The organism is Mycobacterium sp., assembly GCF_035499775.1.
Classification (GTDB): domain Bacteria; phylum Actinomycetota; class Actinomycetes; order Mycobacteriales; family Mycobacteriaceae; genus Mycobacterium.
Genome location: NZ_DATJYB010000393.1, coordinates 1 through 15,936, shown reverse-complemented (window position 1 = coordinate 15,936; position 15,936 = coordinate 1). Strand labels below are relative to the sequence as shown.

The following is a 15,936-nucleotide window of genomic DNA, read 5'->3' as shown; positions in this document are numbered from 1 at the left end:
GCTAGAGCAAAGTTATGCGAGCTCGGCGACAATACCGAATGTCAATGGGCGATGGCGGGCACAGCCACAGATAAGGGCATATCCGTCGGCTGGGAGGCTTGGTGAACGGGCAGAGAGGTCAATTAAACAAGTTGGTCGGGCGGGCGCTGGTCAGCTTGGCGGTTACGGTGCTGGCCGCGGTACTGCTGACGCCCGTTGCGGTGGGTTCGCCGATAGGCGACGCCGAGGCCGCCATGATGGCCGCGTGGGACAAGGCCGGTGGTGACAGTTCACCGCTGGGCGCCCGCAAGGGCGATGTATATCCCGTCGCCGACGGGTTCGTCCTGGACTTCGCCGGCGGCAAGATGTACTTCACCCCCGGCACCGGCGCCAATTTCATTTACGGCCCAATTCTGGACAAATACGAATCGTTAGGCGGCCCGGCCGGGAGCGATCTGGGATTCCCGACGATCACCGAAGTTACCGGTCTTGCCGGCCCCGACAGCCGGATGGCTACTTTCTCCGCCAGCGACAAGCCGGTCATTTACTCGACACCTGACCACGGTGCGTTCGTCGTCCGCGGCCCGATCAACGCCGCCTGGGACAAGCTCGACAGCTCTAGCGGTGTCGGCGTCCCGATCGCCGACGAGACCTACGACGGCGACGTCGTGTCCCAGAAGTTCAGCGGCGGCGCGATCTCCTGGAACCGGAAAACCAAGCAGTTCACCGCCGAGCCCGCGACGTTGAACGAAAAGTTGAAGGACTTTACCGTCACGCCCGATCCCGCTACCGCCATCAACATGGCCTGGCGTGCGGCGGGCGGTGCCGCCGGCCCGCTGGGCGCCAAAAAGGGCGGTCAATATCCCATCGGCGGCGACGGGCTCGCTCAGGACTTCGCCGGCGGCAAGGTGTATTTCAGCCCCGCCACCGGTGCCAATGCGCTCGAGAGCGACATCCTGGCGAGGTACGAGTTGCTGGGCGGGCCGGTCGGCAGCGAGCTCGGGTTCCCCGTCGCCAACGAGTCTGACGGCGGTATCGGGAACTCGAGCCGGGTCGCCGTGTTCTCCGGACCCGAGAAGCCGGTGATCTTCTGGACGTCTGACCACGGCGCGTTCGTCATACGCGAGGCGATGAAGGCCGCCTGGGACAAGCTCAAGGGCGCCACCGGCAAGCTCGGTGCGCCGATCGGCGACCAGGCCGTCGACGGCGACGTGGTCTCGCAGAAGTTCACCGGCGGAAAGATTTCGTGGAACCGCGCCAAGAACACGTTCACCACCGATCCGCCCAACCTGGCGCCGTTGCTGTCGGGTCTGCAGGTGGCGGGGCAGAAACAGCCGAGCAGTGCGGCGATGCCGGCCCAGCCCAAGAAGTTCACCTGGAACTGGTGGTACCTGCTGGCCGCCATCCCGCTGCTGGTGCTACTGGTGTTGCTGGTGTTGGTGTTGACCGGGTGGCGCCGTCGTCGCGCCGCCCGTGACACCGGGTTTGGCTATGACGCGGCCGGCTACGAGCCTGAGCACGACGCCGAGCCCGGCTATGACGCCACAGCCGCCGAGCCGTGGGCGCACGAGGACGCCGAATTCGCCCCCGAGCATCACCCAGACGTGCACCCGGCGGAGGAGCCGGCGTCGGAGGCCGAAGTCCCGACGAGGATCAGCTGGCCACGCGGCCCGGCCGCCGCCGCCGTCGCCGACGAGGTGGCGCCCACCGCGGTGTACAGCCACGATTTGCTGTCCGAGCCCGAGCCCGGGCCCGAGGCCGGTTCAGAGCCGGACTTCGAGGATCTCGACTTCGAAGAGGAACAGGACAATCCCGACGACGTGGACACCACGTCCATACCCGTGCTGACGGATGCGGGCTTTCCGGAGGACGACACTGCCGCCGAGAGCGATGTGGTGGCTGACGTTGCGCCGGAAGCCGCTGTTACCGACGACGCGTTTGCCGAAGCCCCGGCCGATGCCGGCTATTCCGACGACGTTTTCGCCGAGGCACCTGCCGATGCCGGCTATTCCGACGACGTTTTCGCCGAGGCACCTGCCGACGCGGTCTATTCCGACGACGTTTTTGCCGAAGGACCTCGCGACGCCGTCTATTCCGACGACCTGTTCACCGAGGAAGTCGATTCGCACTCCGAATTCCCCGAAGCCCCAGCTGCCGCGGCGGCTGCTGCCGCTGGCATTTTGTCCGGGGCGCAGCTGGCCAAGGGGCGACACGCCGCGCTCGACACCGGGCCCGACGAAGTCGAAAACCCGGTCGAGACAGCCGAAGTCGTCGCGGAAGCCGCCCCGGCGGCTGTCCCGGAACGGGTCGGCGGGCCGCCGGTTGCGCTGGGGCAGACCCAGCCTGCACGCCCGACCATCCACTTGCCTCTGGACGACCCCTACCAGGCGCCCGAGGGCTATCCCATCAAGGCCAGCGCGCGATTCGGGCTGTATTACACGCCCAGCAGCGCGCTGTACGACGACACGCTGCCCGAAATCTGGCTTGCCAGTGAGGAAGTCGCGGAAGCCAACGGCTTCATCAAGGCCGACTAGGTTCGCGCTATATCTTGCGGATCACCGTGACGACCTTGCCCAGCACGGTCGCGTCATTGCCGGGGATGGGATCGAACGCCGGGTTGTGCGGCATCAGCCACACCTGACCGCCCGCGCGTTTGAACGTCTTGACCGTGGCCTCGCCGTCGATCATGGCCGCGACGATGTCGCCGTTGTCGGCGACGTGCTGCTGACGCACCACCACCCAGTCGCCGTCGCAGATCGCGGCCTCGACCATCGAGTCGCCGACCACCTTGAGCAGGAAGAGCGTGCCCTCACCGACCAGCTCACGTGGCAACGGGAAGACGTCCTCGACGGCCTCCTCGGCAAGGATCGGGCCGCCCGCCGCGATGCGTCCGAGGACAGGGACGAAAGTGGGCTCCGGCAGGGCGTCCGACCCGGCGACGTCGGTGACAGGCGGCATCCCGGCGGCAACGTTGTCGGCGCCGCGGACATCGACCGCGCGGGGGCGGTTCGGGTCACGGCGAAGGTAGCCCTTGCGTTCCAGCGTGCGCAGCTGGTGAGCGACCGAGGATGTCGAGGTCAGGCCGACGGCGTCGCCGATTTCCCGGATGCTCGGCGGATACCCGCGGCTGGTGACCGAAGCACGGATGACGTTCAGGATGGTGCGTTGCCGTTCGGTGAGTCCCGAGGCGTTGCTGTCACTCATGGCACTGAATGTAGACGCACCGGCCGACAGAATCAAACATGTGTTCGACCGGTGTGTCGCGATGGCCCGCGTCGACCCCGGACCAGCTTTGCGCTGCTGAATGACAAGCGTGTAACTCTTCGAGATTTCGGGTATCCGCTGCCTCATGGCAGTGATTGAGACCGACGAACTTGTCGGTGGGGTGGTCTAGCGTTTTGCTCGTTCGACACGCTTCGCTCAAATGTTCGGTATCGAACACACGAGCGACTACAGTCGAACACACGAGCGAGAATCAGTTGACCGGAGGAACGCACATGACAATCATTCACCCAGTCTCGCCGCGTACCGGCAGCTCAGGCAGCGTCCGGCGGCCGTCTGGCGGACCGGTCCCGGTACCTCGCTACGGGCGGTCGGGCTACGGGCGGTCGGGCTACGGCCAGTCGGCGCGGGCCGGCCGGCCCGGTCCGTCGAGGCCGGCGGGTGCGCCGCCGCGCTACCGCGGCACCGGCGTCAGGATGTCCGTCGCCTCTCATCGCAGGCGCCCCGTCACGCTTGTCACGACGGTGGGGCTGGCCCTGCTCGCCGGCATCATCACGCTGTGGCTGGGTCTGGTCGCCAATTTCGGTCAGGTGGCCAACGGCGACTCCGCGAGTCCGGTCGCGCACGTACCCGACAGGCTTGCCGTGGTCCGGGTGGAACCAGGGGAGTCCCTGCAGGACGTGGCCGCCCGGGTGGCGCCCGACGCGCCGGTGCGCCAGGTTGCCCAGCGCATCCGCGAACTCAACGACCTGAATTCGCCGACCCTGGTCGCAGGGCAGACGCTGATCGCTCCCGTCGGCTGACCGCACCAAGGTATACGGAGGTGTACTGCGAAAACCGCCCCGTGCCAAGGCCGCACGGTGATCGCGGCCGTGAGCGCCGATGGCCGGCGGGAGCATTCGCCCCGCGGGGGAGCGCACAGGTACTCTCGGAGTCGTCTGCGATACCCGGATGTCGGCACGGCAAAGGAGCGGCGATGCATTGTCCGTTCTGCCGGCATCCAGATTCCCGGGTGATCGACTCGCGGGAAACCGATGAGGGCCAGGCCATTCGGCGTCGCCGGTCGTGTCCCGAGTGTGGGCGACGGTTCACCACGGTGGAAACCGCCGTGCTGGCCGTGGTCAAGCGCAGCGGCGTCACCGAGCCCTTCAGCAGGGAAAAGGTCATCAGCGGCGTGCGGCGGGCATGCCAGGGTCGGCAGGTCGACGACGACGCGCTCAATCTGCTGGCCCAGCAGGTGGAAGACACCGTGCGTGCGGCCGGGTCGCCGGAGGTGCCCAGTCACGACGTCGGCCTGGCGATCCTCGGGCCGTTGCGCGAACTCGACGAGGTCGCCTACCTCAGGTTCGCGTCGGTATACCGGTCCTTTTCTTCGGCGGACGATTTCGAACGCGAGATCGAGTTGCTGCGCGCGCACCGCAAGGTGCCAACTCCGAACTGACGGGCTGCTCTGAGGCGGATAGTCGCCGGACTACGCTATTTTCATGTCCGCCGATCTGCACCCGGATCTCGAGGCGCTCGCACCACTGCTCGGCACCTGGGCGGGTCGCGGCGTAGGTAAGTACCCGACTATCCAGCCCTTCGAGTATGTCGAGGAAGTCGTGTTCTCCCATGTGGGGAAGCCGTTTCTGGCCTACTCGCAAAAGACGAAGGCGGTGCCCGACGGGAAGCCGTTGCATGCCGAGACGGGCTTTTTGCGCGCCCCGCAACCCGGTCGGGTCGAGTTGGTTCTGGCCCATCCGAGCGGCATCGCCGAAATCGACATCGGCACCTACTCGGTGAGCGGCGGCCTGATCGAAATCGAGATGTCCACCTCATCGATCGGATTGACCCCGACCGCCAAAGACGTTACCGCGCTTGGCCGTTCGTTGCGGATCGACGGCGACGAGCTTACCTACACGGTGCGGATGGGCGCGGTCGGACAACCGCTGCAGGATCACCTGACCGCGGTGTTGCACCGCAAGCAGTGAACCGCGCGGCAGGTCAATCCACCTGTGCCACACCGTCGTTGACGACCCGCCCGGCCACCCGAACCCACCCCTCGGCATTCCACGTGGTCTCGATCACCGACCCCTTGCCCTGCGTGATGCTCAGGTCACGGCTGAGGTAGTCGGTGATCCGGACCGCCGCCGATCCCGTCGCCTCGTCCTCCTCGACCCCCAGATTGGCGGCGAACATGCGGCTGCGCAGCACACCGGCGGACCGATCGATCCAGGTCCACAGGTAGTGCGCGACGTCGTCGGAATAGTCGGCGGGCTCGGCCGCGGCCAGGGCATCAAGCGATTCGAGTTCGGCAATGTCGAACTCGGGTGACCACTCCGCGCGTGCGGTCACGCCGGTGAGATCGCCGTCTGCGCCGGCACCGTAGCTGACCTGCACGATCCCGGCCGGCACCTGCAGCGTGTTGATCGGCGACCCGTTCTCGCGCAGCCACCACGACGCGCCGACGGTGGGGTGGCCGGCGAACGGGAGCTCGGTTCGCGGAGTGTGGATGACGGCCCGCGCGGTCGTCGAACCGGCCGTCGGAAGTTGGACGAATATCGTTTCGCTGTAACCCAATTGGGTCGCCAAGCGCTGACGGTCGTGGGGCTCGACCTGACTGGCGTCGACCAGACCGAGCGGGTTCCCGAAATTCCCGTCCGAGTCGGTGAAGACGCGCAACACCGTCACGTTGACGCTCATGGCCTGAGCTTACGGCGAGCGATCCAGAGTGGATCAGGTGGCGCTGCGTTCGTCGGCGCCGATGGCCTCCAACACCGCGACGCGGGTGTCCGCCGGCCCGTTGACGGTTTCTTCGCCGCCGCCTCTGCGCAGCATGGCGCGCAGCGCGTCCTGGTCGTATTCGGCGGGCTCGGTGCTGTCGATGAAGCGCTGGATGAGGTCGATGAACCGGGCGGGGTCGTCGTGGAACGGGAAATGCCCGGAGCCCTCGAAGATTTCCAGCCGCGAGCCCGGCATGGCGGCATGGGCCATCTTGGCGTGACGGACCGGGACCACCGCATCCTTTGTGCCCCAGATGATTTGGACGGGGACGGATTCGGTCAAATAACATCGGTCCAGCATGGTGACGATCTGCCCGCGCCAGTCCACCACCGCCCGCAGCGTACGACTGAACGCCGCTGACGCCGTCGGTTCCGGTAGATCGTTGAGCACCCGAAGCATGTTCGGCAGGTCGTGTCCGAGCGCGGTGGTCCCGAGGGCCTTGCCGACGATCTTCCCGGCCGCGTGCACGGCCGGCAGCACCAGTGGCAACCGCAGCAAGGCAATCGCCTCGCTGCCCATCGGTAGGGAGGCCAACCGCAACACGAAGTTGACGTCCTTGGTAACCCCGCCGGCGCTGACCAGGATCAGCCGCTCGACCAGCTGAGGGAACTGGTAGGCGAATTGCATCGCCACCCCGCCGCCGAGCGAATGACCCACGAGGGTCACCCGCTCGATGTCGAGCACGCTGAGCAGGTCGCGCATGCCGTTGGCGTATGCGGCCACCGAGTAGTCGGCGCGCGGCTTGTCGGACTTCCCGTGCCCCAACAGATCCGGGGCGATGACCGTGAAGCGTTGCGCGAGCTTGGCGTGTACGCCGTCCCAGGTCGTGGAGTTGTCGCCGATACCGTGGATCAGCAGGAGCGCGGGGCCCTCACCGGCGATCCGGAACGCCCGCTTATAACCGTGGATGGTGCGGTAGTGCAGCGAAGGCGTGGTCACTTCCCGCACCGGGCGAAGAGTGCGCGTTCGCTCGGTCATGTCGCCAACCTCTGTGTCGGCCCTGGTTACGGGCGTTCAGGTCGGATCGTCGTCGTCGAACTTCTTTTCTGCCTGCTGAGCCAGGAATCGCTCGAACTCCGCACCAAGCTCGTCGCCGCTAGGCAGCTCCTCGTCGCGCCTCAGCAGCGACCTGTTCTCCTGGGCGTCGATGAAGGCATCGTACTGGCGCTCCAGCGCCGCCACCACTTGAGCGACCTCGGCACTTGCCTGAACCTGCTCGTCGATCTTGGTCCGGATCTCGACCGCCGCGTCGGACAGGGCCGTCAACGGCAGGTCCAGCGAGCCGGACTTGGCCACCTGCTCGAGCAGCGCCTGCGCGGCGGCCGGATAGTCGGTCTGCGTCAGGTAGTGCGGGACGTGCACGGTGAACCCGACAACCTCGTGACCGTGCTGGGCCATCCGGTACTCCAGCAGGTTCGACGCGCTGCCGGGAACCTGGATCTCGGAGATCCACGGCTGGAAGTCGGCGATCAGCTCCCCGTTGTTGGAGTGCGCGGTCAGCGTGACCGGACGCGTGTGCGGTACGGCCATTGGGACGGTGCCCAGGCCGATGGTGCGTCGCACACCGAGCCGCTCGGCCAGCAGCCGCACCGCGGTGATGAAACGCTCCCACTTCAGATCGGGCTCCATGCCGGCAAGCAGCAGAAACGGAGTGCCGGCGGTGTCGCGCAACGCGTACAGGCTCAGCTCTGGATCTTCGTAGTGGGTGAAGTGGTCGGTCCGGAAGGTCATCAGCGGACGCCGCGAGCGGTAATCCAGCAACTCGTCGATCGCGAACGACGCGACCAGCTCGGTGTCCAGGGCTTCCTTCAGGTGGGCAGCGGACAGCCGGATCGCATGACCGGCGTCGGAGAAGCCCTCCAGTGCGTGCACCAACACCGGGCCTTGGCCGTCTGCCGTCGACAACACGGGTGCCGGGAACTCCAGCTCGTACATGCCGGGCTGCCCCGGCTGGTGGTACTGCTCGTCATCCGGGTCGTGATCGTGGGCCATCGCTGTCGCCTCCTCTCCCAGCTGTATCCAGGGTGTCGTACCAGTGTCCCTCACATCAGATTGAACAACGAATCATTGCCCTCGACCGTTTCCGACGCAGACTGTTTCGCGGAGCGGGAAATTTGCCGGCATGCCCATTGCGGGGTCGGGCATCATGAATAGCGATGCGCTCCGGGACGGTATGGCTTTGCTCGCTGATGAGTCTGGCGACGTTGCTGACGGCGTGCGGCCCGTCCGGGCCGGCGGCGGCTCCGGTGGCCCCGGACATGCGCGTGGGCGCTATTTTCGCGGCAGGTGACAGGCGGCACTATTGCACGGGTTCGGTGTTGCACTCCCGGAGTGGAGACCTGATGCTGACCGCCGCGCACTGTTTGCTGGCAGGCACCCAGGCAACGTTCGTTCCCGGCTTCTCCGACCATGCCACGGCGGACGATGTGTGGCGGGTCGACGGCGTGTACCTCGACCCGCGCTGGGTCGCAAACAAGGATCCGCGCGCCGACTACGCGATCGCGCGGGTCAGCAACCAGCACGGGGGATCGCTGGAGGCACGTGTCGGCGCCGCGCTGACACTGGGCACCGCACCCGCCCCGGGTAGTCGTGTCACCGTGACCGGCTACCCGTCGGGCGCGGGCGGCTCGCCCATCAGCTGCCAGGCCGGCGCCGGAATCACCGAAAACGGCTTTCCCTCGCTGGAGTGTGGCGGGCTGGTCGGCGGCACCAGCGGCGCGCCCTGGATCAGCGGTACCACGGTCACCGCGGTGACCGGCGGTTTCGAAGGCGGCGGGTGCCAGCCGGACATGTCGTACTCGTCGCCGTTCGACGAGCGCACCGCCGCGCTGCTGGCCCGCGCCGAGGCCGGCGGCCCCGGTGACAAGGCCCCGACCGACTACGACGACGGTTGTTAGCGGGCTGCTAGCGGCGGAACTGGCTGAGCGCGCGCATCTTGTTCGCCACGTCCAGCGCGGCCACCTTGTAGGCCTCGGAGAACGTCGGATAGTTGAACACCGCGTCGACCAGGTAGTCCACCGTGCCGCCGCAGCCCATCACGGCCTGCCCGATGTGCACCATTTCGGTGGCGCTGGTGCCGAAGATGTGCACCCCGAGCACCTTGCGATCTTCGGTGGACACCAGCAGCTTGAGCATGCCGTAGGAGTCGCCGGCGATCTGGCCGCGGGCGAGTTCGCGATACCTGGCTATCCCGACCTCGTAGGGGACCGAGTCCTTGGTCAGCTCCACCTCGGTGGCTCCGACGTAGGAGATCTCCGGAATCGAGTAGATGCCGATCGGCTGCAGGTCGGTGATGCCGTCGGTCGGTTCTCCGAACGCGTGGTAGGCCGCCAGCCGGCCCTGTTCCATCGAGGTCGCGGCCAGCGCGGGAAAGCCGATGACGTCGCCGACAGCGTAGATGTTCTCCACCTTGGTCTGGAACCGTTCGTCGACCCAGATCCGTCCTCGGCCCTCGACCTCCAGGCCCGCGTTTTGTAGGTCCAGGTGGTCGGTCTGGCCCTGGCGTCCTGCCGAGTACATCACCGTCTCGGCGGGAATCTGCTTGCCGCTGGCCAAGGTGGTGACGGTGCCCGAGGCCCCGACGTCGACGGCGGTCACCTCCTCGCCGAACCGGAAGGTCACCGCCAGGTCGCGCAGGTGAAACTTCAGCGCTTCGATCACCTCGGGATCGCAGAAGTCGAGCATGTCGTCGCGCTTCTCCACCACGGTCACCTTGGTGCCCAATGCGGCGAACATCGAGGCGTACTCGATGCCGATCACACCGGCACCGACGACCACCATGGAGGCCGGCAGCGTCTTGAGGTCGAGGATCCCGTCGGAGTCGAGCACCCGATCCTCGTCGAACTCGACGCCGGACGGTCGGGCCGGCCGGGTGCCGGTGGCGATGACGATGTATTCGGCGCTGACCGTGGTCATCTCCCTGCGGCCCGGGTCTTCGATGACGACGGTGTGCGCGTCGACGAACCGGCCGTGCCCGACCAGCAGGTCGATCCGGTTGCGCATCAACTGATTTCGCACCACGTCTACTTCTTTGCCGATCACGTGCTGAGTCCGCCGCAGCAGGTCGGCCGGGGTGATCCGGTCTTTCACCCGGTAGCTCGCCCCGTAGAGCTCGCGTTGCGTCATCCCGGTGAGGTAGAGCACCGCCTCACGCAATGTCTTGGAAGGGATGGTGCCCGTGTTGACGCAAACGCCGCCGAGCATCCGGCCACGTTCGATGATCGCAACGGACTTACCCAGTTTGGCCGAGGCGATGGCGGCCTTCTGGCCACCCGGTCCCGAACCGATGACGACGATGTCGTACTCCTGCATCGAACCCATGGCATAGACGATAAGGCCCACAGTCGAGACTTTCTCCACAAGCTGCTAGCTCAATTGCATTGTGCGAGTACGGGCTGACGGTGGGGGTTGTCAGCGTTGGTGCCCATGACGAAGCATCGAGCTGACTTTGACCTGAACCGTCCCGCAGCGCTGATCGCCGCGCTACCGGCTGTCCTCGGCTTCGTGCCGGAGAAATCGCTGGTCCTGGTGTCGGTCGGGGGTGGTGAACTGGGGTCGGTGCTGCGGGTCGACCTGTCCGAGGAACTGGCCGACCGGGTTGAGCACCTCGCCGAGGTGGCCACGGCGGCCGATCCCGAGGCCGCGATCGCGGTGGTCGTCGACGACGAGGGCGCCCAGTGTCCGCGCTGCAACGAGGACTACCGGGAGCTGTGCTCACTACTGGCCGACGCCCTGGCCGAGCACGGCGTGGTGCTGTGGGCGGCGCATGTGGTGGATCGGGTAGCCCCTGGCGGACGCTGGCATTGCGTCGACGGCTGCGGTTCGGCTGGCGTGATCGACGACCCCTCGGCGTCGCCGCTGGCCGCCGCGGCGGTGTTGGACGGCCGGCGGCTCTACCCGAGCCGGGCCGAGCTGCAGGCGGTTATCGCGGTCGAGCATCCGGCGCGCAGCGTCAGGTTGATCGCAGCATTGGAACGACAGGCGGCAGCACGCGACGGCGTGGATCCCGCGGGCCTCGGCGCCCGGCGTCGCGCCGACGTGGAAAACGCGATGGCCGCCGCCGCCCGGATCGCCGGCGGTCAGCCGCTCGGCGACGAGGAACTGGTCGCGCTGGGCTGCGCGCTGACCGACGCGCAGGTACGCGACACCCTGTACGCCCTCGCGGTGGGCGAGGCCGCCGGCGAAGCCGAAGCGCTGTGGGCGGCTCTGGCGCGGACGTTGCCCCCGCCCTGGCGGGTTGATGCGCTGGTATTGCTCGCCTTCAGTGCTTACGCCCGCGGCGACGGGCCGCTGGCCGGGGTGTCGCTGGAGGCCGCGCTGCGCTGCGAGCCGCACCATCGGATGGCCGAGATGCTGGACACCGCATTGCAGTCCGGCGTACGGCCCGAGCAGATCCGCGAGCTCGCGCTCACGGGCTATCGACTCGCCAAGCAACTCGGTGTGCGGCTACCGCCGCGTCGGGCGTTCGGCCGACGTGCGGGCTAAACCTGATGGCGGCGACCCGCTTCGCCCGGCTCCGCCGCGCTCGCGATCGCCGCTAGACCTTCTCGACCTTGACCGCGTGCGCCATCTCGTGTGGCAGGGTGACGTTCTCGTGGCCGGGGATGAGGATGGTCACGCCGCCGGACGGACTGGTCTCGACCGTCACACGCGCGTTGGGTACCACGCCGGCGTCCTTGAGCCGGGTGATCAGGTCGATGTCGCCCTGAACGTGCTCGGTGAGCTGGCGGACGACCACAGCCACCGGCGACCCGGCGGGCAACTCGGTCAACCGGACCAGGTTGCCGTCGTCGGAGTCGGACTTCGGGCCCACGCCCAGGTCGAGCAATCCCGGGATCGGGTTGCCGAAAGGGGAAGTGGTCGGGTTGTTGAGCACCTTGACCAGCCGGCGCTCGACGTCCTCGCTCATCACGTGCTCCCAGCGGCATGCCTCGGCGTGCACCTCTTCCCACGGCAGGCCGATGACATCGACGAGCAGTCGTTCGGCGAGGCGGTGCTTGCGCATCACGGCGATGGCCAGCGCGCGGCCTTTGTCGGTGAGTTCCAGATGGCGGTCGCCGGCGACGTGGAGCAACCCGTCCCGCTCCATCCGGGATACCGTCTGGCTGACGGTCGGCCCGCTCTGGTCGAGCCGTTCAGCGATCCGGGCACGTAGCGGGGTCACGCCCTCTTCCTCGAGGTCGTAAATGGTCCGCAGGTACATCTCGGTGGTATCGACCAGCTCGTTCATTCAGCACCCTCCATTGACGCTGAGTCTACTTGGCCAGCCTCGTGAATGGGTCCAACGCGTCCTAGGCAAGCAGTATGCCCGCCGCGGCGCGGCGGGCATACTGCTTGCTACCTGGATTTGGTTGGGGCGTCAGCTCGCGTAGGAGCGCAATCGATCTGCGCGTTCGCCGTTGCGCAGCTTGCACATGACATCTCGCTCGATCTGGCGGACCCGCTCGCGGGACAAACCGAACAGCTTGCCGATCTGATCCAGGGTGCGTGGCTGGCCATCGTCCAGGCCGAACCGCAGCCGGATCACCTGGTGCTCCCGCTCGTCCAGCGTGGCCAGCACGCTGCGGATGTCGGTGTGCAGCAGCTCGGCAATGACCGCGTTCTCGGCGGACATGGCTTCGGAGTCCTCGATGAAATCGCCCAGCGGGGCCTCTTCTTCGGAGCCGACCGGCATGTCCAGGCTCACCGGGTCGCGGCTGTGTTCCAGCAGGTCGTTGATCTTCTCGATCGGGATGCCGGACTCGGCCGCGAGCTCCTCGTCGGTGGCTTCGCGTCCCAGGTTCTGGTGCATCTCCCGCTTGATCCGCGCCAGCTTGTTGACCTGCTCAACCAGGTGAACGGGTAGCCGGATGGTGCGGCTCTGGTCGGCCATGCCGCGGGTGATGGCCTGACGGATCCACCAGGTGGCGTACGTCGAGAACTTGAAACCCTTTGAGTAGTCGAACTTTTCCATCGCGCGGATGAGACCGAGATTGCCCTCCTGGATCAGGTCCAGCAGCGGCATGCCCCGGCCCGTGTATCGCTTGGCCAACGAAACCACCAGGCGCAGGTTCGCTTCCAGCAGGTGGCGGCGGGCTGCCGCACCGTCGCGGACCACCGCCGCCAGATCGCGTTTGCGGTTCTCGCCCAGGCGCTTCCGGGTTTGGAGCAGATGCTCGGCATACAGGCCGGCCTCGATGCGCTTGGCCAGTTCGACTTCGTCGGCTGCGTTGAGCAGCGCCGTCTTCCCGATGCCGTTCAGGTACACGCGTACTAAGTCCGCTGCGGGGCTTTGCGCATCTAGATCGCTCTCGACCCGGCTTGTGGTGGGTCTTGTGGTGGCTTCGGCCATAGCGACCTCCCGATTGGCTTGTGCTGTCATGTGGTTTAACGACAAACCCCCACTCTGAGTTCCCAGCCCTCCGGCATCTCACACGCCTTGACGTGCAGAAATGTACCGGCGACCTGAGAATGTCCTGAGAAGTGCGACGATGCGGCGGTACTCGGAGACTCTGACTGGCGGTGAACTACCCGCGGCCGTCTGGGCCCGAAGGGTGGGGTTGTGACGTCGGGTGTGGCCGGGCTTCCAACGCGGGCCGTTCGGCCGTCGGAAACAGTGGGGTACGTCGCTCGGTTGCGTAGAACCGGCGAGGCTCGTCGGCACGCCGAGGGGGTCGGTCGTTGGCGATCAAAACGGCCATCCACGGCAACGGCACCGACACCGCCACGATCAGCAGCGAGATCAGACCGTTGTGCCAGGCGCCGTAGGCGACGGCGGCCAGGATGAGGGCCGGGATGCGGAATGCCATGAGGGTCAGGTACTTACGTACCCGGGCGCGATGCTCCTCCTCATAGGAGGGCGCGGCGGCGGTGATGAGCACTGGCCTGCCGTCGTCGTCGAACCCCGGGTCGGAGCCGCGCTTCATCTCTTTACTCTCCCACACCAGATCAATTCCGGCTTATTCGGTTTTAGAGCCGGCTGCAGGGCACAATGTCAGGTATGCAGACCCAGACGATCGAACGCACCGAGACCGACGAACGCGTCGACGACGGGACCGGCAGCGACACGCCTAAGTACTTCCACTATGTCCGCAAGGACAAGATCGCTGAGAGCGCCGTCATGGGCAGTCACGTTGTCGCGTTGTGCGGCGAGGTGTTTCCCGTCACCCGGGCGGCCAAACCAGGCTCTCCGGTTTGCCCGGACTGCAAACAGATTTACGAGCACCTCAAGAGGGGCTGATCAGCTCGGCGAATCCGCCGGGGCTGCGCTGTCCTGCGACGGCGGAGGCTTGTACTCGGAGTCGCGACGCAGCCGCGCCACCAGCCATTTGCGCAGCCGGTGGGCATGGGTGGCCTGGGCAGGGAACTCCTCTTGGATTGCGGCGTTGAGTTCGGCGCCGATCATGATCGCAAAACCGCCGAAGAACGCGAACAACAGGAAGGCGATCGGCGTGGACAGCGCTCCGTAGGTGTAGCCGGTGCTGGTGATCCACTTCAGGTAGAACCGCAGACCGAGTGTGGCGACCACGAACACTGTTGTCGCCAGGATCGCGCCCAGAATCAAGCGATGTGACGGTAGCGGTACCGGCAGCGAAACGCGGTACAGCATCATGACCCCGATTACGAGGCCGAGGACCAGCATCGGGTAATAGCCGTAGTGCAGCAGGTTGGCCCAGGCGGGTGGGATGTGTTCGCCGATCTTGCGCGGTCCGACAACCGCCAGCGGCGCGAACGCCACCACGAAGACCAGCATCATCACGTAGAGGAACAGGGCGAAGAATCGCTGCCGCACCGGATGGCGCAGCGGCGTCTGGTCGTGGGCCTCGACCACCGAGTCGACGAACGCCGAGATAGCTGACGATCCCGCCCACAGCGAGATCACAAAGCCCACTGACACCACATCGCCACGGGCGTTACTGGCAACGTCGCGGATAGTGGGCTCGATGATCTCGTTGACCACACTCGGGGAGAAAAAGCTGTGGGCGGTCGAGACCAGGCGTTTTTGGATAGTCGGCAATGTGTCCGCGCCGAACAGCGGCGCTACCCAAGCCAGGCTGCCCAGGATCCCCAGCAATAACGGCGGCAGTGACAAACATGACCAGAAGCCCGCTTGCGCGGCCTCCGAGAAGATCGAATCATCCCAGCTCTTCGATAAGGTCCTAACGCTGATTCGCCACACGTGGTGGCGCGACGGCTTGGCGACCTGATCACTCATCCCGTCCAGCATTGTCGATGACCGCTAGTGCTGCCCACATTGCCGCGGGGTGAGTTGGATGAATTTAGCTTCCGCTCACCTCGAGCACGGCGGCTTGCTCGGTGAGTTTGGCCTGGTGCTCGTTGGCGTGATGCATGCAGAAAAGAAGCTCGAGGCCGGATGACAGCTTGGCGCGCACGCGGGCCGCTGCACCGCAGCGGTCGCAGCGGTCGGCTCTAGTCAGTTCGGGACTGGTCAGAGTTGCGTTCATGGCTTCTCCATTTCTGGACGTGTCTTCAACTTTCTCAGACGTATACGGTTTTCGCGTTGTTCCCCGACCGTTATCAGGTGTGTCGTTTCTCACGGATTTTCGGCGCGCGAATCGGGCAGGCTAGGCGGTATGCGAACCCCGGGCAGCGCTGCCGTGCTGGTGCATTTGTGCGGCGCCGAGGAGTGGCCGCGGGTCGCCAGCGGCGGCGATATCCGGCCCGACTCGGTGGGGTTCGTCCATCTGTCAAGGCCGGAGCAGGTACATCTGCCCGCTAACCGGATCTACCGCGGCCGCACTGACCTGCTGCTGCTCTACATCGACCCGGCGGCCCTCGACTCGCCGGTGCGCTGGGAGCCGGGAGTGCCGACGGACCCGGAGTCGATGCTGTTCCCGCATCTGTACGGCCCGCTGCCGGCGCGCGCTGTGATCAAGGTCACCGCCTACTCGCCGGCGCCCGACGGCAGCTTTGCGCCGCTGACCGCGTCCGGCGACTCGACGTAGGCGTCGGCTTCGATCTCCACCAGCAGGT

At 66.4% G+C, this 15,936-nt stretch carries 18 protein-coding genes; 8 read left to right on the top strand and 10 right to left on the bottom strand.

From position 1 onward, the window contains the following. Positions 1 to 101 precede the first annotated feature (101 nt). Positions 102 to 2,513, top strand: coding sequence for a hypothetical protein (locus VML93_RS24440; RefSeq protein WP_325614855.1), 2,412 nt, complete (start codon positions 102 to 104; stop codon positions 2,511 to 2,513). Positions 2,514 to 2,520: 7 nt separating this feature from the next. Here the strand turns inward: VML93_RS24440 and lexA are convergent, their stop codons facing one another. Beyond that, a complete protein-coding gene (lexA, locus tag VML93_RS24435) occupies positions 2,521 to 3,183 on the bottom strand; it encodes a transcriptional repressor LexA (RefSeq protein WP_325614854.1) in 663 nt (220 codons plus the stop codon). Between the two features lie 293 nt (positions 3,184 to 3,476). On the opposite strand from lexA, the gene VML93_RS24430 reads away from it, so the two are divergent. From VML93_RS24430 to VML93_RS24420, 3 genes are all read left to right on the top strand, one after another. Further along, positions 3,477 to 4,004 carry a LysM peptidoglycan-binding domain-containing protein gene (locus VML93_RS24430; protein WP_325614853.1) on the top strand — a complete coding sequence of 176 codons (528 nt, stop codon included), beginning with the start codon at positions 3,477 to 3,479 and terminating at the stop codon, positions 4,002 to 4,004. Positions 4,005 to 4,177: 173 nt separating this feature from the next. Further along, on the top strand, positions 4,178 to 4,642 hold the full coding sequence (nrdR, locus tag VML93_RS24425) for a transcriptional regulator NrdR (RefSeq protein WP_325614852.1): 465 nt from the start codon (positions 4,178 to 4,180) through the stop codon (positions 4,640 to 4,642). 43 nt (positions 4,643 to 4,685) lie between these two features. Next, positions 4,686 to 5,171, top strand: a complete 486-nt coding sequence (locus tag VML93_RS24420; protein WP_325614851.1) for a peroxynitrite isomerase — start codon at positions 4,686 to 4,688, stop codon at positions 5,169 to 5,171. A gap of 13 nt (positions 5,172 to 5,184) precedes the next feature. Here VML93_RS24420 and VML93_RS24415 read toward each other — a convergent pair whose 3' ends face one another. The 3 genes from VML93_RS24415 to VML93_RS24405 are packed head-to-tail and all read right to left on the bottom strand — an operon-like array spanning position 5,185 to position 7,956. Next, on the bottom strand, positions 5,185 to 5,883 hold the full coding sequence (locus VML93_RS24415; protein WP_325614850.1) for a PhzF family phenazine biosynthesis protein: 699 nt from the start codon (positions 5,881 to 5,883) through the stop codon (positions 5,185 to 5,187). A gap of 33 nt (positions 5,884 to 5,916) precedes the next feature. After that, positions 5,917 to 6,942, bottom strand: a complete 1,026-nt coding sequence (locus VML93_RS24410; RefSeq protein WP_325614849.1) for an alpha/beta hydrolase — start codon at positions 6,940 to 6,942, stop codon at positions 5,917 to 5,919. A 36-nt stretch (positions 6,943 to 6,978) separates the two neighbouring features. Continuing rightward, positions 6,979 to 7,956, bottom strand: a complete 978-nt coding sequence (locus VML93_RS24405; RefSeq protein ID WP_325614848.1) for a PAC2 family protein — start codon at positions 7,954 to 7,956, stop codon at positions 6,979 to 6,981. Between the two features lie 164 nt (positions 7,957 to 8,120). Between VML93_RS24405 and VML93_RS24400 the strand changes: the two genes are divergently transcribed. Next, positions 8,121 to 8,861, top strand: coding sequence for a trypsin-like serine peptidase (locus VML93_RS24400; RefSeq protein WP_325614847.1), 741 nt, complete (start codon positions 8,121 to 8,123; stop codon positions 8,859 to 8,861). Positions 8,862 to 8,868: 7 nt separating this feature from the next. On the opposite strand, the gene sthA is transcribed toward VML93_RS24400, so the two are convergent. Continuing rightward, positions 8,869 to 10,275, bottom strand: coding sequence for a Si-specific NAD(P)(+) transhydrogenase (gene sthA, locus VML93_RS24395; protein WP_325614869.1), 1,407 nt, complete (start codon positions 10,273 to 10,275; stop codon positions 8,869 to 8,871). A 114-nt stretch (positions 10,276 to 10,389) separates the two neighbouring features. Here sthA and VML93_RS24390 point away from each other — a divergent pair, with 114 nt between their 5' ends. Continuing rightward, on the top strand, positions 10,390 to 11,448 hold the full coding sequence (locus tag VML93_RS24390) for a DUF4192 domain-containing protein (RefSeq protein WP_325614846.1): 1,059 nt from the start codon (positions 10,390 to 10,392) through the stop codon (positions 11,446 to 11,448). Positions 11,449 to 11,500: 52 nt separating this feature from the next. Here VML93_RS24390 and ideR read toward each other — a convergent pair whose 3' ends face one another. The 3 genes from ideR to VML93_RS24375 form a co-directional block, all read right to left on the bottom strand. Further along, on the bottom strand, positions 11,501 to 12,193 hold the full coding sequence (ideR, locus tag VML93_RS24385; RefSeq protein WP_325614845.1) for an iron-dependent transcriptional regulator IdeR: 693 nt from the start codon (positions 12,191 to 12,193) through the stop codon (positions 11,501 to 11,503). 129 nt (positions 12,194 to 12,322) lie between these two features. After that, positions 12,323 to 13,294 carry a sigma-70 family RNA polymerase sigma factor SigB gene (sigB, locus tag VML93_RS24380; protein WP_325614844.1) on the bottom strand — a complete coding sequence of 324 codons (972 nt, stop codon included), beginning with the start codon at positions 13,292 to 13,294 and terminating at the stop codon, positions 12,323 to 12,325. Between the two features lie 175 nt (positions 13,295 to 13,469). Continuing rightward, positions 13,470 to 13,886, bottom strand: coding sequence for a DUF3099 domain-containing protein (locus VML93_RS24375; protein WP_414686431.1), 417 nt, complete (start codon positions 13,884 to 13,886; stop codon positions 13,470 to 13,472). 56 nt (positions 13,887 to 13,942) lie between these two features. On the opposite strand from VML93_RS24375, the gene VML93_RS24370 reads away from it, so the two are divergent. After that, complete coding sequence (locus VML93_RS24370; protein ID WP_325614842.1) at positions 13,943 to 14,182, top strand: DUF3039 domain-containing protein; 240 nt, start codon at positions 13,943 to 13,945, stop codon at positions 14,180 to 14,182. On the opposite strand, the gene VML93_RS24365 is transcribed toward VML93_RS24370, so the two are convergent. Together VML93_RS24365 and VML93_RS24360 are read right to left on the bottom strand one after the other, a co-directional pair. After that, positions 14,183 to 15,157 (bottom strand): YihY/virulence factor BrkB family protein, encoded by a 975-nt coding sequence (locus VML93_RS24365; protein WP_414686430.1) that lies wholly within the window; start codon positions 15,155 to 15,157, stop codon positions 14,183 to 14,185. Between the two features lie 64 nt (positions 15,158 to 15,221). Beyond that, on the bottom strand, positions 15,222 to 15,407 hold the full coding sequence (locus VML93_RS24360) for a DUF7455 domain-containing protein (RefSeq protein ID WP_325614841.1): 186 nt from the start codon (positions 15,405 to 15,407) through the stop codon (positions 15,222 to 15,224). 129 nt (positions 15,408 to 15,536) lie between these two features. On the opposite strand from VML93_RS24360, the gene VML93_RS24355 reads away from it, so the two are divergent. Then, positions 15,537 to 15,908, top strand: a complete 372-nt coding sequence (locus VML93_RS24355; protein ID WP_325614840.1) for a DUF952 domain-containing protein — start codon at positions 15,537 to 15,539, stop codon at positions 15,906 to 15,908. Positions 15,909 to 15,936 lie beyond the last annotated feature (28 nt).

Excerpts from the sequence above, each read along its gene's own strand:
- sthA (WP_325614869.1), bottom strand. The coding sequence starts at position 10,275 with ATGCAGGAGTACGACATCGTCGTCATCGGTTCGGGACCGGGTGGCCAG.
- VML93_RS24410 (WP_325614849.1), bottom strand. The coding sequence starts at position 6,942 with ATGACCGAGCGAACGCGCACTCTTCGCCCGGTGCGGGAAGTGACCACG.
- VML93_RS24355 (WP_325614840.1), top strand. The coding sequence starts at position 15,537 with ATGCGAACCCCGGGCAGCGCTGCCGTGCTGGTGCATTTGTGCGGCGCC.
- VML93_RS24415 (WP_325614850.1), bottom strand. The coding sequence starts at position 5,883 with ATGAGCGTCAACGTGACGGTGTTGCGCGTCTTCACCGACTCGGACGGG.
- nrdR (WP_325614852.1), top strand. The coding sequence starts at position 4,178 with ATGCATTGTCCGTTCTGCCGGCATCCAGATTCCCGGGTGATCGACTCG.
- VML93_RS24405 (WP_325614848.1), bottom strand. The coding sequence starts at position 7,956 with ATGGCCCACGATCACGACCCGGATGACGAGCAGTACCACCAGCCGGGG.
- VML93_RS24370 (WP_325614842.1), top strand. The coding sequence starts at position 13,943 with ATGCAGACCCAGACGATCGAACGCACCGAGACCGACGAACGCGTCGAC.
- VML93_RS24365 (WP_414686430.1), bottom strand. The coding sequence starts at position 15,157 with ATGAGTGATCAGGTCGCCAAGCCGTCGCGCCACCACGTGTGGCGAATC.
- VML93_RS24390 (WP_325614846.1), top strand. The coding sequence starts at position 10,390 with ATGACGAAGCATCGAGCTGACTTTGACCTGAACCGTCCCGCAGCGCTG.
- sigB (WP_325614844.1), bottom strand. The coding sequence starts at position 13,294 with ATGGCCGAAGCCACCACAAGACCCACCACAAGCCGGGTCGAGAGCGAT.
- VML93_RS24360 (WP_325614841.1), bottom strand. The coding sequence starts at position 15,407 with ATGAACGCAACTCTGACCAGTCCCGAACTGACTAGAGCCGACCGCTGC.
- VML93_RS24430 (WP_325614853.1), top strand. The coding sequence starts at position 3,477 with ATGACAATCATTCACCCAGTCTCGCCGCGTACCGGCAGCTCAGGCAGC.
- ideR (WP_325614845.1), bottom strand. The coding sequence starts at position 12,193 with ATGAACGAGCTGGTCGATACCACCGAGATGTACCTGCGGACCATTTAC.
- VML93_RS24420 (WP_325614851.1), top strand. The coding sequence starts at position 4,686 with ATGTCCGCCGATCTGCACCCGGATCTCGAGGCGCTCGCACCACTGCTC.
- VML93_RS24400 (WP_325614847.1), top strand. The coding sequence starts at position 8,121 with ATGCGCTCCGGGACGGTATGGCTTTGCTCGCTGATGAGTCTGGCGACG.
- lexA (WP_325614854.1), bottom strand. The coding sequence starts at position 3,183 with ATGAGTGACAGCAACGCCTCGGGACTCACCGAACGGCAACGCACCATC.